The organism is Luedemannella flava (genome assembly GCF_039528515.1).
GTDB classification, from domain to species: Bacteria; Actinomycetota; Actinomycetes; order Mycobacteriales; family Micromonosporaceae; genus Luedemannella; species Luedemannella flava.
Window position 1 is genome coordinate 1 of record NZ_BAAALT010000157.1, and the last position, 14,572, is coordinate 14,572.

The following is a 14,572-nucleotide window of genomic DNA, read 5'->3' on the forward strand; positions in this document are numbered from 1 at the left end:
GCCGCGTGCCTGGCGGCCCCGCCCCGACTCGCCCCGCTCATCGGCTCGATCGCGGCGGCCCGGGCCAGCCACCAGGAGGCCCTCAAGTGAGCGACGCCAACACCGCCCTCGCCGCCGCGCTGACCGCCGAGCACGCCGCGATCTTCGGGTACGGCGTCGTCGGCGGGCACCTGGACAGCAACGCCGCCAAGGAGACCGCCCGGCGCGCCGACACGGCCCACCGCACCCGCCGCGACGCGCTCGTGGCGCGGCTCGCGAGCCTGTCCGCGACGGCGCCGCCGGCCGCCCCCGCGTACACGCTGCCGTTCGAGGTGACGAGCAGAGCCTCGGCCTACAAGCTGGCGATCGCGCTGGAGGAGGGCACGGCCGAGGCGTGGCGCGTCGCGGTGGCCGCGACGACCGGCGACGTGCGCAAGATCGCGCTCGACGCGCTCATCGACTGCGCCGTCCGCGCCACCGCCTGGCGGCGCACCGCGAAGCTCGCCCCCATCACCGTCCCGTTCCCGGGAGTGCGGTCATGAGCGGGCGCCAGCGGGCGAATCATCAGCTCAGTGAGGCCTCATGGCGGCGCCGGAGCGCACCGGAGGTGCCGGCATGACGGGCATCGCGTCCCTGGCACGGCGCTGGGGGCGGTACAAGTGGTTCGCCGTGGTGGGTCGCGCGTACGTGCCGCTGGACCGGCTCGTCGCCAAGCTCAGCCGGGGCCGGGCGACCGCCCTGGGCCTGCCCTCGCTGCTGCTCACCACGACCGGGCGGCGCTCGGGCGAGCCGCGCACCCAGCCCCTGCTCTACATCCTCGACGGCGACGACTTCGTGGTCGTCGGCTCCAACTGGGGCCAGCCGCACCAGCCGGCCTGGACCGCGAACCTGCTCGCCCGGCCGGCGGCGGTCGCGAACGTACGCGGCGTGGACATCCCGGTCCGGGGTGAGCTGGTGCGCGGCGCCGACCGTGACCGGCTCTGGGCCGACCTGCTACGCGCCTGGCCGGCGTACGCGAACTACGCCGACCGCGCGGGCGGCCGCGAGCTCCGCGTGTTCCGCCTGCGCCGGGAACCGGACAGGGTCGGCTAGCCGGCAGCGCCGTTACGGGCCAGCTGAGACGGCTAACCGACAGCGTGGCGTCGCGAACCGACACCACCAGGGCGCCCGGTTCGCCACAATAAGCGCGTGCCGCATCCGCCCTCCCGCTACAACCCCCGCTGGGAGGTTGCCGAGCAGGTGGCCGAGGTGGTGCGGCGGCGCTACGGCTCGGAGATCCGGGCCATCGGCATCCATGGCTCACTGGCGCACGGCGAGGACGCCGCGGGCACCGACGTCGATCTCGTGGTGATCACCCGGCGGCCGGGGACCGGGCCCCGCCCGGCGACCCGCCGCATCGGGGGCGTCATCGTGGACCTCGTCTCCATCAGCGGCGACGAGTATCTGGCCCACGCCCGCACGCTGACCACGTCGTGGCCGCTCGCCGCCGATCAGTACCTGACCACGGCGGCGATCCTCGACCCCGACAACTGGTACGGGCTGCTGCGCGACACCCACCTCGGCCGGCTCGCGGGCGCCGACCCGGCGGAGTTCGCCACCCTGGCCCGGGAGGCGTGGTGCCGGGCGGCCGCCGCGACCGACAAGGCCCGCCAGCTCGCCGAGTGGTACGACACCGACTCCGCCATGCTGGTGCTCGGCGAGGCCCGCCTCGGCGCCGCCATGGTCGAGGGGCTGCTCAGCCGGACCTATTTCCGCAACAGCGCCGACGCCGTGCGCCGCACCGGGCTGGCGGCCGAGGACGTGCTCACGCTGGGCACCCGGCTCGCGGCCCAGGCCGCCGAGCTCGCCCGGCGCGGCCGGCCGGTCGACGGCGAGGTCGCCGACCTGCTGGCCTAGGCCCCGATCCACCAGCCGATGAGGTACGTCGCGCCGGCCGCGAGCGCGCCGAACGCCAACTGGCGCAACCCGTTGAACCACCACGGCCGGGTGGTGAACCGGGACACGAGCGCGCCGGCCACGAACAGGCCCACGGCGCCCGCCGCGAGCGCCGGCCACAGCACGGTGGCGCCCAGCAGGTACGGCAGCAGCGGGACGAGCGCGCCGATGGAGAAGCACACGAACGACGAGACGGCGGCCACCATGGGGCTCGGCTTCTCGAACGGGTCGAGCCCCAGCTCCTCCTGGGCGTGGACCCGCAGCGCCTCCTCCTCGTTGGCGGCGATCCGCGTCGCCACCTCGTACGCCAGGTCGGCCGGCAGCCCGCGGGCGATCCACGACTCGGCCAGCTCGGCGGCCTCGGCCTCGGGGTGGCGGCGCAGCTCGACGCGCTCCTTGGCGAGCTCGAAGTCGAGCTGCTCGTTCTGGGTGCGCACCGAGGTGTACTCCCCCAGGGCCATCGAGATCGCGCCGGCGACCAGGCCGGACGCGCCGGTCAGCACGATCGCCTGCGGCGCGATGCCGCCACCGCCCACGCCGGCGATCAGCGCGATGTTGGTGACGAGCCCGTCCATCGCCCCGAAGACGGCGGCGCGCAGCCAGCCGCCCGAGACGTCGCCATGATGGTGTTCGCTGTGCGCGGCCGGGGGCGGGTCGAGGGGTGGGTCAGCGGTCACGGCAGAGTGAGGATCTCGTACCCGGAGTCGGTCACGGCGACGGTGTGCTCGAACTGCGCCGTCCACCTACGGTCCCTGGTGACCACGGTCCAGCCGTCGCGCCACATGTCGTGCTGGTACGCCCCCAGCGTGATCATGGGCTCGATCGTGAAGGTCATGCCCGGCTCCATGACCACGTCCAGGTTGGGCTGGTCGTAGTGGGGCACGAACAGGCCGGAGTGGAACGACTCGCCGATGCCGTGCCCGCCGAAGTCGCGCACCACGCCGTACCCGAACCGCTTCGCGTACGCCTCGATGACCCGGCCGACCACGTTGAGCGCCCGCCCGGGCGCGACGGCCTTGATGCCGCGCATGGTCGCCTCGCGGGTGCGCTCGACGAGCAGCCGCGCCTCCTCGGACACGTCGCCGACGCAGAAGGTCTGGTTGGTGTCCCCGTGCACGCCGTCGAGGTAGGCCGTGACGTCCACGTTGAGGATGTCGCCGTCCTCGATGACGGTCGAGTCGGGGATGCCGTGGCAGATGACCTCGTTGAGCGAGGTGCAGCAGGACTTCGGGAACCCCTTGTAGCCCAGGGTCGACGGGTACGCCCCGTGGTCGAGGAGGAACTCGTGCACGACCCGGTCTATGTCGTCGGTGGTCACGCCCGGCTTGGCGTGCTCGCCGGCCAGGACGGTCGCCTGTGCCGCGAGCCGGCCCGCCACCCGCATCTTCTCGATCGTCTCGGGCGTCTGCACGACCTTGTCGGAACGCTTCGGCTGCTTCTTGCCGACGTACTCCGGGCGGACGATGGACGCGGGGACCTCGCGCCAGGGCGAGAGCTGACCGGGGGCGACGGGGGCGCGGGTGCTCATGGTGTCCAGCCTATCGCCGTGTCTGCGCCGGGTTGTCCAACGCCGGCAGGCCGTCGATGCTCGTGGTGTTCTTGCGCACCCGGTAGTCGTCGGCGTACTCGTCGTCGCGGTGCTCCCAGTAGCTGACCAGCAGGTCCCGGTCGCTCTCGTAGGCCATGTAGGGCACGGAGAACCCGCACGAGTCGCTGACCCGGGTCACGTCGACGGTCACCACGCCGCGCAGCCCCACCGTCTCCGGATGCTCGAACAGCGTGACCAGCTCGGCGAACTCCGGCTCCTCCGCCCGCACGTACCGCCCCTGCCCGTGCAGCCGCACGATGTTCGGCGGCCCCTGGAAGGCGCAGAACATGATCGTGATGCGACCGTTGTCGCGCAGGTGGGCGATCGTCTCCGCCCCGCTGCCGATCCAGTCCAGGTACGCCACCCGGTGCTCGCCGAGCACCTTGAAGGTGCCCCGCATGCCCTTGGGCGAGACGTTGACGCGCCCGTCCGGGCCGCTCGGCGCGGTGGCCACGAAGAACATGGGCTGCTCCGCGATGAACGCGGCCAGCTTCTCGTCGATCTTCTCGAGTACCTTCCCCATGCCGCGATCGTCGCCCCGTCACGCGGCCGTCGACCACCGCTTTCCCACGCCGGCGCCGGTGACGCCCATCACCTGCGTGAGGCGGCCAGGGCCAGGGCGGCGAACAGCCGCCGGTCGTCGCTGTCCTCCGGGTGCCACTGCACCGCGACGTGGAACGCGCGGCCCGGGTCCTCGACGGCCTCGACGAGCCCGTCCGGCGCCAGCGCCGTCACCTTGAGCCCGCCGGCGTCGGCGACACCCTGGTGGTGGTGCGAGTTGACCTCCAGCTCGGCGCCGAGGATGTCGCGGACCCGCGACCCGTCCAGCGTCCGCACCGGGTGGCGGGCGTAGCGACCGTCGCCGCGCCGGTGCTCGCCCAGCCCCGGCACGTCCGGCAGGTGCTGGTGCAACCGCCCGCCGGCGGCCACCACCATCAGCTGCAACCCCCGGCACACGCCCAGCACCGGCAGGTCGGCCGCGATCGCGGCGCGCAGCAGGAGCAGCTCCGCCTCGTCGCGGCGCGCGTCGCAGACGGTCTCGGGATGCGCCGCCGCCCCGTAGTGAACCGGATCCACATCGGACCCCCCGGTGAGCACCAGCCCGTCGAGCCGTCCCACGAGCTCCGGGTCAGGATCATCAGAAGCCACGAGTACGGGCAGCCCGCCGCCGGCGCGCACCGAGCGCGGGTACGCCAGCGGCAGGGCCGCGATGTCGACCTCGCCGGGCCCGTAGACGCCGCGCTTGAGGTAGGTCGTCAGGCCGATCAGTGGACGCGCCATGCCCCGACGCTACCGGGTGGCGCGCAAAAAGCAGCGGCGTGGCGGACCGGGCACCCCTACCCGGTCCGGCACGCCGCCGAATGTCCACTCGTTGCCGGTGTGCGGGCTCACAACGCGGGCGATCGGGAGAGGACCGACCAGCCCGCAGGCGCCGCACTCACACCACGTTGTGCACGTCCAACTGGGAACGCTCCCATGAAAGCGTGCGGAGGGCCGTCAGGGAAAGTCGGAACGGTGTGACCGCCCCCACGTGCACGCTGAGGACGTGACCCGTGCCGCATCTTTGGCCTCCCGCGCGGCGGGGCGTCCAAGGCGAACCTCACGCACCGCTCAAGATCATAGTTACGGCGTCACCCACGGGCGACTCTGCGGATCCTCGTAGACGTACAGGAACGGGCTCGGCTTGCGCAGATAGATACGCCTCTCTACGTTGCACAGCCGAGTCGCCGGCAACCAGAACAGCACCCAGATAGTGACGGTCGCAACCAGAACGTACAGAGCCACAGACACACCGAGTAGCGGAGCCAGCGCGACCGCGTACGGCAGCCCGTAAACCCCACCCAGGACGATCTGGGACGCTGTATCAGGGTCCCAGTACACATGACCGTATTTCGCGACCCCGGCCGGCCCGAAATGCAGGACGTTGTTCGGAACGCGGTATCTCCGAAGGACGGGCGCTCCTTGGTCAGATGACAGCAGCAACCCATCCCACGAAGTTTCCTTGCGATGCCGTTCCATCGTGTACGAGAAGGCCGGGGTTTCGTCGCCGTCCGGCCACCTCAGGTCGAGGTCATCCTCAACGACCAACGCCGGTTCCAAAGCCGCGTCCACCGCCTGTCGCAAAGGCTTATTTGCACGATCTACGAGATACAGGCGTCTGCCACGGCTATACACGGACGACGATAGGCAAATGGCCACGAAGACCGCGAGCAGCCCAGGCGCGACGACAACGCCCAGCGTCCACCAGCCGAACGGTCTGATCAGCATGCGCCAATCTGACATGGCGACGGCGACGGCAACGGCAAGAACCACGGCATAGCACGCGAAGAACGCGATCCGGACGGGCCGGTACGGCGAAATGGCGAGCACCCGACGCGCCCGCTCCAGACCAGCCAGACCGCCGGCTGCCTTGGCCTTGAAATAGGCGTTCGGTGGATCCGGCGTCACACCCAGGTGTTCCGCCAACGCCAGCAGCGTGACGAGGTTCGATCCGCGTCCCTGCGCCTCATGGAACGGGTATGCCAACTCAATCAGTGCCGGGTTGTTGACCACATCAGGTCGGTGCGGCACCGCCTGTTGCAGCTCGGCAAAGCCGCGCGGATCCATGGCCAGCCGAAGCAGACGCCCCACGATGTGGCCGGTCGTCCGGGGCATCACATCGATCATGCCCGGCACGGCCAGCGCGGTCCACAGCGGCCCGACCACGCGGTACTCGTTGTCCGGAAGCAGGGCGGAGAGCGAAACGACCTGCGCGGCGACGTGCGGGGCGTTGGTCGCCGCCAGCGCATGCACGAGCCGCATCACGCCCTCGGGGTCGTCCGCGATCAGAGTGTTGAGATTCGTGACGACCTGCGGGCTGGTCAGCGCCTCGGAGACCCGGTCAACCGCGTAGGCACGGATCGACTCACGGGCGGACCGGGTCGCGGCCACCATGGCGGAGATGCGGTCGGCGGTGACCTTCTCGCCGACGAGCGCGAGCAGGCGGTCCAGGATCGGGACAGCCACCTCGTCGGTGACCATCGCGGCGGCCAGGCAGTTGCCCGCCAGCTCGGGGTGCTGCGCGCCGAGGCGGCGCACGAAGGACTCCACGTGGTCGTGGTCGAACGCCGCGAAGAACAGCACCACCTGGCGCCAGTCCGAGTCGTGGGCGCGGTCCAGCAGGAAGCCGGCGCCGGCAGCCGGGTCGCGGGCCAACTGCTCGGCCACCAGGTGCTCCTGGACGGACCGGTGGTTGAACGCGTACTCACCCGCCTCGGATACCTGCACGATGAGGCCGCTGTTGTTGATGACCTCGTTGACGAAGTCCTTCGCCGCGTCGTCGGGCACCCGGGCCAGCCGCTTGATCAACTGCTCGGCGAAGTCGCGCAGCTCGCCGAAGGTGAAGTCCTCGAAGCGGCCTTCCCGGCTCGCCATCGCCAGCGCGAACTCGCGTAGATACCGCTCCTTATCCTCGGCGTCGAAGCGGTTCTTGCGCCCGCCGCTGAGCGCGAAGTCGTGCCGGCGGATCAGGTGGCTGATCATGATGCGGTAGAACTCGCTCACCGACCGGGGAATCTGATAGGCCGGACGGCTCAGGTACAGGAACACCGACATCGCCAGGACCAGCGGAACGCGGTGCAGGTCGGCCGTCCGGGACGCCATCGCCGCGTCGAAGAAGTCCTTTGCCGTACGGGGCGGGGCTGCCCGGTCGACCGCGACCGCGTTCGCCCGGGCGAAGTCCTCCTCGCGATGGCGCAGGAACGCGAAGATCTCGGCGTCCCGCAACGGCGCGAGGGCGTGCGCCTGAGCCGCGAAGACCGGGATCCAGTCGGCCTGGATCCGCTTGAAGTTCTGCCGCCGGCAGGTGAGCACGACCCGGGCGCGCCGGGTGGGCAAACCCAAGGAGTCCTCGTCGCAGAACTCCAGGATGGCGTCGCGCACCGCCGCGTAATGGTCGTCCGGAACCTCGTCCAGGCCGTCGAGCAGCACGAGGCAACGGTCCGCGGCCAGGGTGCGGCGCAGGAACTCGCGCGGGTCCGGCACCTGCGCCTTCTGGCCGAGTTCCTTCTCCAGGTAACGCACCAGCGCCCCGGGACCGCCGTCGAGCTGCCGGGCCAGGAACCGCAGCGGCACGAACAGCGGCACCTCGCGGCTGCGGGCGATGAACTTGAGGTCCGCGCCGCCCCGGTCGCGCCGCGACCGCAGGATCGCCGTGCCGTACGCCTTGAGCAGCGTGGACTTTCCGGTGCCCGGATCGCCGGTGACGACGATGCGCCGGGCCTGCGGGTCGGCCAGGACGACGGTCGCCGCCTCCGTCCGCTCGCCGCCGTCCACCGCGCCCGGCTCACCGGCCGCCGGCTGGCGACGGAAGCTCAGCGAGACGTAGGTGGCGCTGAGGCTGAGTTCGTCGGTCCGGTCCAGGAAGACGTTGTAGACCTTGCCGTGCGCCTTGCGGAACCAGGCCTGGTAACGGCGGCGCTCCCGGCCGGACAACCTGCTCACCAGGTGCACGCCCGAACGCACCTTGCGCACGTGGCGCACCAGGAACGCGAGTGACGCCAGCGCGGCGGTCACGGCGGCCAGCAGGAGCGCCGTCTCGTCCACGGACAGTCCGATGTGCTCCCGCAGCCACGCGTCCACTCACGGCTCCCCGACAGTCGGTGACGGTCGGATCACTGTGCCAGACCGGCGACGCGGCCGACCACGCTCCGTTCGGTCAACCGTTGCCGATGAACGCCCGTCACTACCGACCGAAATGGACTGTCGGGCCTCAGCGATCGTCGTCCACGCGTCCGGCCATGACGCGGGCCCGTTCCCTGGACCCGGCGTCCCCGCCGAAGACCCGGGCGTCGCCGGCCACCGGCCGGGCGCCGTCCGGCCACGGGCCCGCCGACGCCGGGGCCGGTTCCGTGACCAGGCTGGTACGGGTGCGCGGGAGCGCGTCGTCGTCGTACTCCCGCAGCCACGTGATCAACCGCTCGCGGACCAGGCAGCGGAGGTCCCACAGTTTGGGCGCGTCAGCGGCGCTGACCAGCGCCCGCAGCCGCACGTTCCCGCCGACCGCGTCGGTGACCTGCAGCACGCTGACCCGGCCGTCCCACAGGTCGCTGCCGCTGACGACCTCGCGCAGCTCGGCGCGCAGCCGCTCCACCGGGGCGGCCCAGTCGACGTCGAGCTCCACGGTGCCCAGCAGCGCCAATTCGGTGCGCGTCCAGTTCTGGAAGGGCTTGGTGGTGAAGTACGACGTCGGCACGATCAGCCGGCGGTCGTCCCAGACCTGCACGACCACGTACGTGAGGGTGAGCTCCTCGATGCGGCCCCACTCACCCTCGACGATCACCACGTCGTCCAGGCGCAGCGAGCCGCCGAACGCGAGCTGCAGGCCGGCCAGCACGTTGCCGAGCAGGCTCTGCGCGGCCAGCGCGGCGACCACGCCGACGAGGCCGGCGGAGGCGAGCAGGCTGGTGCCCAGCGCGCGGGCGCCCGGGATGGTGAGCAGCATCGCGCCGACGGCGAGCACGGTGATGACGGCCGCCGTGACGCGCCGGATCAGCCGGACCTGGGTGTGCACGGTGCGGGCGCGCCGGTTGTCGACCACGTCGGTGCGGAAGCGGGCGAGCGCCGACTCCTCGACGACGAACAGCAGCGCGGTCAGCAGCCAGGCGCCCGCCGCTACCAGGGCGAGGTGCAGGACGCTCAGCGTGACGTCGCGGCCGTCCCCGGCGGGAAGGACGATCGACCCGCCGACGGCGAGCGCGACCAGCACGCCGAAGGCCCGCGCCGGCCGGTGCGCCCGGAACGCCAGCTGGCCGGCCATCGGCACCCGCCGCGACAACCGCCGCAGCGCCCGGCGCGCCAGGGCGAGCCCACCCAGCACCACCCCGACAAGCCCGAGCACCAACCCCACCGACAGAACCGGATCAAGCAGACCTTGAGGCATCTGTCCGGTATACCCGTCGTCCGCCCCACCGGCACCGTGATCAACCCCACGTGTCACGGCGGAGTGGCGTGACCGACGGCGAACGCGAACAGCGCGGCCCGGTGGTATCCGTCCGCACCGGCGCACTCACGGAGCACGTGCGGCAGCAGGCCGGCGAAGACGGTGCCGACCAGGTTGAGCCGCAGCGCCGTCAGCCACGCGGCGTGCCCGGCGGCGCCGGCCCGGGTCAGCAGGAGCCGGTGGCCGTGGCTGCCGTGCCGGGCCAGTGCGGCGGCCAGGTTCCCCGTGATGACGAGCAGGGCGGGTGCCCGGGCGAACTCCCGTTGCGAGACCAGGTCCTCCGCCGCGGCGCCGGCCGGCAGGTCCGCCACCCGGTGCAGGGCCGGCCCTTGCGGCCCGAACCGGTGCAGGCCGGTGTCGAGCCCGGTCACCCGCCAGGTCGCGCAGTACAGGTCGAGGTCGACGCCGGCGGCCCGCTCAGCCGACCAGATGTCGGCGTCGATTCGGTCGGCGGCGGTGAGGATGGCGGACAGGTCGGCGGCGGACAGCGGGGTCATGGCGTAGTCGCGGACGGCGGTGCGCCCCGGCAGCGCATCGTCCAGCGCGACCCGTGGGGACGCCGGCGCGGGCAGTCCGGTCAGCGGCCCGTCGGTCGGCGCCCGGCGCAGGTGCGCGGGGACCGCGGCGGGTGGCCCGACGGCAGCTCTGGCGTCGAGATGCGTATCGGCCAGCAGCGAGCCGAGCAGCCCGCCCGGATCAGTCGGTTGGTTCATCGCCGCTCCCCGGGTTCAGCGCGACGACGGCGGTCACCGGTTCGGCGTGCGTGTCCAGGCGCAACGTCGCGCCGATCGCCGTGTCGTCCCAGCGGTCGGCGAACCGCGCCGCGAGGCCGTACCCGTCGGCGACGGCCGCCAGTTGGGCGAGGGCCACGCCGCCGTCCAGGCAGACGAGCCGGTAGGCGAAGTCGTGGTACTTCGCCGCGACCACCTCGAGGGCGCCGGTGAAGACGATCAGGGCCGCCGGCCGGTCCGGCGCGAGCGCCGGGCAGACCGCCGCGACCTCACTGTCCGTTGTGGACACGGTGCGCAGCCGCGCCAGGCTGTGGTCGCCGCGCTGGTAGAAGTACCAGCCCGCGGGCAGTCCGGCCACGTCGGACGCGAGCAGGTAGGCCTGGACGGAGCCCAGGTTCCCGCCGGTCGGCGCCCACCGGCTCACCCTGTCCGGCAGCCCACCGTCGCGCAGGCCGACCGTCCGCAGCAGCAGTCCGGACAGGGCGGCGAGGGTCAGGCCGGGCGTGGTTGCCGGTTGACCGCCCGGCAGCGGGATCCGCGGTGCCGCCAGGTACTCCTTGTTGTACCGCTGGAGGTTCACGTTCGCCGGCAGGTAGTGCGTCTGGTGGTCCTTGAGGTTGAGCCACTCGCGCGGCGCGGACGCCACCGCCTGCTCGTACCGGTGGGCCAGGGCGGGTCGCGCCGCCGCGTCGGCGGGCAGGCACCGAGGGCAGCCCGGCCGGCGGTACGCGCCGGTGGTCGACTGCGTCCAGTCCGCGAGGTCGACCACGGTGCAGCCGGACAGCACCCGGGCCGTGCCGACCCGGGACAGGAGGTGGACGACCTCGGTCGTGGCCAGCGCCGCCCAGGCCGCGACCCGGTCCGGTGACGGGCGGCCGGTCGACCGGGGCCCGTCCGCGGCGAAGCACCCGTAGCAGCACGTGTACCGGGCGTTGAACATCGGCCCGAGTTCGACCGTGCGGTCCCCGACCGCGGTGCGCAGCCAGCTGGCCCCGACCCGGGCGCAGGCCAGGTCCAGGTCCGCGAGCGCCCCGGCGTCCCCGTCGTCGACGGCGACGACGAGGTCGCCTTCGGCCGGCGCGGTCCACGCGTGCGCGTCGACGCCCGACCCGACCAGCTCGGCGCGCAGCCGCGTGGCGAGCGGCTCCGGCCCGGCGACCAGCACGCGGGTGCCGGTCAGGCGCTCAGCGGCCTCGTGCCGGCTGCGGTTGACCCGGGTCGTGTCCAGGTGCCGGCCGAGGTGGTCGAGCAGCGGCCCCGCCGACGGGCCGGCCGGGCCCTCCTGCAGGACCCCGCTCACGTACAGCACGGACACGCACGCGCGCAGGTCGGCCTCGGTCACGTCGGGCAGCGTCGACGCCAGCTCCGCGACGGTGCGGGTGCCGTCCAGCGCCGGCAGCAGCCGCGGCAGCAGCGTGGTCGCGCTCCGCCCGCGCAGCACCGTCTGCCGGCTGCCGGTGCCGACGAACGCGAGCCCGTCGTCGAGCGCGACGCGCACCAGGCCCGGCACCAGGCAGGGCCGGACAGGCACCGTGAACTGCGGATCCGTGGCGACGACGCGGGCCATGGCGGCGGCGGACAACTGCCCGTCGCTCATCCGAACACCCCCGGCAGCAGGGCGGGCAACCGCTCGTACGACCGGGTGGTCTCGTCCCGGCCCAGGCCGCACCGTGGGCAACCGTGGACGCCGACCACCTGGCCGGAGCGCAGCTGCTGGGTCGGCACGTCGAGCTGGCGTACCCGGCCGGCCTCGGCCTCCGGCGCGACCCAGAGCCGGTCGGCCACGTCGGTCGCGGTGGCGGCGGCGACCAGCGCGGCCGACGGCAGGTGCCCGGCCGGGCCGTCCCGGTCGTCCCGCTCGTAGTGGCGGCCGAGCGCCGCGCTGACCGCCCGGCCCGGGTCGTGCTGGGCGACCCGACGGCGGTAACAGCCGTGGCAGGCGCCGAGGCCCGGGACCACCGCGGGACCGATCTCCAGCACCGGATGATCGAGGATCACCGGCAGCCACGGGCGGCCCGACCGGTGCGACTCCTCGTCGAGGTCGCGTTCCAGCGCGGGGACCCGCCGCCACGCCGCGAGCACCCGCAGCACCGGATCCGGCCCGTCGACCTCGATTTCGACCTCGACGGAGACGTCGCGGCGCAGGTCGCGCAGACGCTCGGCGACCGCGTGCCCGAACGGGCCGACGGGAGTGACGATCAGGCGGTACATGCGCGCTCCAGGCGGTGACGTCAGGCGAACGGCTGTGGCCACGGGTTCAGCTCGGCCTCGGACCTGGTCGGGTGGCCCATCCGCGCGGGCGCCCGGTAGAGCCGGGGATGCCCGAGGTAGCGGGCGCGGTAGCTGAACGACAGTGGCTGCAGCCGCGGGATGACGGTCCGCACCACGGTCATCCCGGCCCGCAGCGCCTCGTCGGAGGTCAGGTCGACAACGTAGGCGTCCAACCCGCGGTCGGCCAGGCGGGAGCGGACCAACCGGAGATCGGCGCCCGGGTCGCCGGACGTCAGCGTCGGCAGGTCCGACAGCCGGCGCCGCGCGGGGGTGTCGAGGAGGAAGTCGAACGCCGCGGCCCGCTCCGGGTCGGACATGTGGGCCGCCCCGTCGAGGATCGTGCCGAAGGAGCCCACGTCCGCCCCCGACGGCCGGGCACCCCGCAGCGCGATCCGCACCGACGCCGTCTCGCAGAGCGCCTTCGCGGCCGCCGCCTGCGGGTCCAGGCTGGTCGAGCAGGAGACCACCGTGCGGCAGGTCGGGTGATCCGGGGCGACCGAGACGCCGTACACGGTGGGAATGCCCACATCGGTGGTCGCGTCGAAGAGGTGGACCGTCACGTCGCGATCGGCGAACACGTCCAGGTAGCGCCGCAGCTCGGGGCCTACCGTGTCGAGCTCGATCCGCGGCAGGGCCAACCGCTGCAGCCAGGTCAGGCTGACCGCGTCCCGCTCGATCACCTCGCACAGCGCGCCGCACACGGCCACCGCCGGGTCCGGATGCGCCGCGGTGCCCGTGGAGATCGGGCTGGTGAAGCGCTCGCCGGGACCCCGGGCGGGGAGGTGCAGGTACACCAGCACGGCCGGCACCCAGGTCGGCTCACCGGTGCGCAGGTTCAGGCCACGCACCCAGCGCATCGGCGCGGACCGGTCGGGCGGGGTGACCGGACAGGCCGGGTCCGCGAGCTCGGTCGGCGAGCAGCGCGGCAGGCTGTCCAGGTCGAGCGCCTGCGCGCCGAGCTCGTCGGCGCTCGCCCACCGGAACTGCCGTTCGTCGTACACGCAGGTGGAGTAGCGTTCCAGCGCCTCGGCGACGGCGACGGTCGCCGCCCGGTCCGGGTCCACCCCGGTCCCGGTGCCGTCAAGGCGGCCCAGGCACGCCGGGTCGCACAGGTAGGGCAGCACCGCCGACACGTCGCCGAGGCCGGCCGAGAACACCGCGAGCGGCGGGTCCGACGGCTGCACCGGCAGCTGGCGCACGTCACCGACCAGGCCGCCCAGCGGGGACACGAGATCCTCGAGGCGGACCGGCCCGGCCGTGCCCCGCGCCAGCTCCACGGCAACCGCGCTCATGCCCGGACAACGCGCGGCACTAGATCGGAGTGACGTACGCCCCCGTGATACCGCCGTCGACGATGAAGGACGAGGCCGTGATGAAGGACGCGTCGTCGCTGGCCAGGAACGCCACCGCCGCCGCGATCTCGGACGGCTCCGCGAACCGGCCCATCGGCACATGGACCAGCCGGCGGGCGGCCCGCTCCGGGTCCTTGGCGAACAGCTCCATGAGCAGCGGCGTGGCCACCGGCCCGGGGCACAGCGCGTTGACGCGTACGCCCTGGCGGGCGAACTGGACGCCCAGCTCGCGGGTCATCGCGAGCACGCCGCCCTTGCTCGCCGTGTAGGAGATCTGCGAGGTGGCGGCGCCGAGCAGCGCCACGAACGAGGCCGTGTTGATGATCGACCCCCTGCCGGCCGCGAGCATGTGCGGCAGCACGTACTTGCAGCACAGGTAGACACTGGTCAGGTTCACCCGCTGGACCCGTTCCCAGGCCTCCAGGCCGGTGTCGAGGATCGAGTCGTCGTCGGGCGGGGAGATGCCGGCGTTGTTGAACGCGATGTCCACCCGCCCGTGCCGCTGCGCCACCCCGTCGAACAGCGCCTTGACGGCCGCCTCGTCGACGACGTCCACCGCGACGAACTCGCCGCCGACCTCCTCGGCCGCCGCCTCGCCCGCCTCGGCGTTGAGGTCGACCACCACGACCGTGGCGCCCTCCGACGCGAACCGGCGGGCCGTGGCCAGCCCGATCCCGCTCGCCGCCCCCGTGATGACGGCCACCCGACCCGCCAAGCGTTCCGACACTCGCGCTCC

General features: G+C 73.0%; 14 protein-coding genes. 3 read left to right on the top strand and 11 right to left on the bottom strand.

The features are described from left to right. Window positions 1-86: 86 nt before the first annotated feature. The 3 genes from ABD211_RS22815 (at window position 87) to ABD211_RS22825 (ending at window position 1,875) form a co-directional block, all read left to right on the top strand. Complete coding sequence (locus ABD211_RS22815) at window positions 87-521, top strand: ferritin-like domain-containing protein (RefSeq protein ID WP_344135544.1); 435 nt, start codon at window positions 87-89, stop codon at window positions 519-521. Window positions 522-594: 73 nt separating this feature from the next. Next, window positions 595-1,071, top strand: a complete 477-nt coding sequence (locus tag ABD211_RS22820; RefSeq protein ID WP_344135547.1) for a nitroreductase family deazaflavin-dependent oxidoreductase — start codon at window positions 595-597, stop codon at window positions 1,069-1,071. A 96-nt stretch (window positions 1,072-1,167) separates the two neighbouring features. Next, the gene (locus ABD211_RS22825; RefSeq protein ID WP_344135550.1) at window positions 1,168-1,875 is read left to right on the top strand and encodes a nucleotidyltransferase domain-containing protein; all 708 of its coding nucleotides are present in this window, start codon (window positions 1,168-1,170) and stop codon (window positions 1,873-1,875) included. Here ABD211_RS22825 and ABD211_RS22830 read toward each other — a convergent pair. The 11 genes from ABD211_RS22830 to ABD211_RS22880 all read right to left on the bottom strand — a co-directional run bounded on the left by ABD211_RS22830 (window position 1,872) and on the right by ABD211_RS22880 (window position 14,563). Next, entirely contained in the window at window positions 1,872-2,591 is a 720-nt protein-coding gene (locus ABD211_RS22830) for a VIT1/CCC1 transporter family protein (RefSeq protein WP_344135553.1), read from the bottom strand. The two genes, ABD211_RS22825 and ABD211_RS22830, sit on opposite strands and share 4 nt — an antisense overlap. Beyond that, the gene (gene map, locus ABD211_RS22835; protein ID WP_344135556.1) at window positions 2,588-3,442 is read right to left on the bottom strand and encodes a type I methionyl aminopeptidase; all 855 of its coding nucleotides are present in this window, start codon (window positions 3,440-3,442) and stop codon (window positions 2,588-2,590) included. The genes ABD211_RS22830 and map overlap by 4 nt, the downstream gene beginning before the upstream one ends. A gap of 10 nt (window positions 3,443-3,452) precedes the next feature. Next, window positions 3,453-4,025: a pyridoxamine 5'-phosphate oxidase family protein gene (locus tag ABD211_RS22840; RefSeq protein ID WP_344135560.1), complete on the bottom strand. Its 573-nt coding sequence runs from the start codon at window positions 4,023-4,025 to the stop codon at window positions 3,453-3,455. Window positions 4,026-4,093: 68 nt separating this feature from the next. After that, the gene (locus ABD211_RS22845; protein ID WP_344135563.1) at window positions 4,094-4,783 is read right to left on the bottom strand and encodes a gamma-glutamyl-gamma-aminobutyrate hydrolase family protein; all 690 of its coding nucleotides are present in this window, start codon (window positions 4,781-4,783) and stop codon (window positions 4,094-4,096) included. A 342-nt stretch (window positions 4,784-5,125) separates the two neighbouring features. Next, the gene (locus tag ABD211_RS22850; RefSeq protein ID WP_344135566.1) at window positions 5,126-8,122 is read right to left on the bottom strand and encodes an NACHT domain-containing protein; all 2,997 of its coding nucleotides are present in this window, start codon (window positions 8,120-8,122) and stop codon (window positions 5,126-5,128) included. Between the two features lie 130 nt (window positions 8,123-8,252). Beyond that, window positions 8,253-9,380, bottom strand: coding sequence for a mechanosensitive ion channel family protein (locus ABD211_RS22855; protein WP_425560497.1), 1,128 nt, complete (start codon window positions 9,378-9,380; stop codon window positions 8,253-8,255). Between the two features lie 95 nt (window positions 9,381-9,475). Beyond that, window positions 9,476-10,195, bottom strand: a complete 720-nt coding sequence (locus ABD211_RS22860) for a nitroreductase family protein (RefSeq protein ID WP_344135571.1) — start codon at window positions 10,193-10,195, stop codon at window positions 9,476-9,478. Further along, entirely contained in the window at window positions 10,179-11,810 is a 1,632-nt protein-coding gene (locus tag ABD211_RS22865; RefSeq protein WP_344135574.1) for a nitroreductase family protein, read from the bottom strand. Before ABD211_RS22865 ends, ABD211_RS22860 begins: the two co-directional genes overlap by 17 nt. Beyond that, window positions 11,807-12,424, bottom strand: a complete 618-nt coding sequence (locus ABD211_RS22870) for a TOMM precursor leader peptide-binding protein (protein WP_344135577.1) — start codon at window positions 12,422-12,424, stop codon at window positions 11,807-11,809. The genes ABD211_RS22865 and ABD211_RS22870 overlap by 4 nt, the downstream gene beginning before the upstream one ends. Window positions 12,425-12,444: 20 nt before the next feature. Beyond that, on the bottom strand, window positions 12,445-13,776 hold the full coding sequence (locus ABD211_RS22875) for a YcaO-like family protein (protein ID WP_344135580.1): 1,332 nt from the start codon (window positions 13,774-13,776) through the stop codon (window positions 12,445-12,447). 19 nt (window positions 13,777-13,795) lie between these two features. Next, window positions 13,796-14,563, bottom strand: coding sequence for a 3-oxoacyl-ACP reductase (locus ABD211_RS22880; protein WP_344135583.1), 768 nt, complete (start codon window positions 14,561-14,563; stop codon window positions 13,796-13,798). Window positions 14,564-14,572 lie beyond the last annotated feature (9 nt).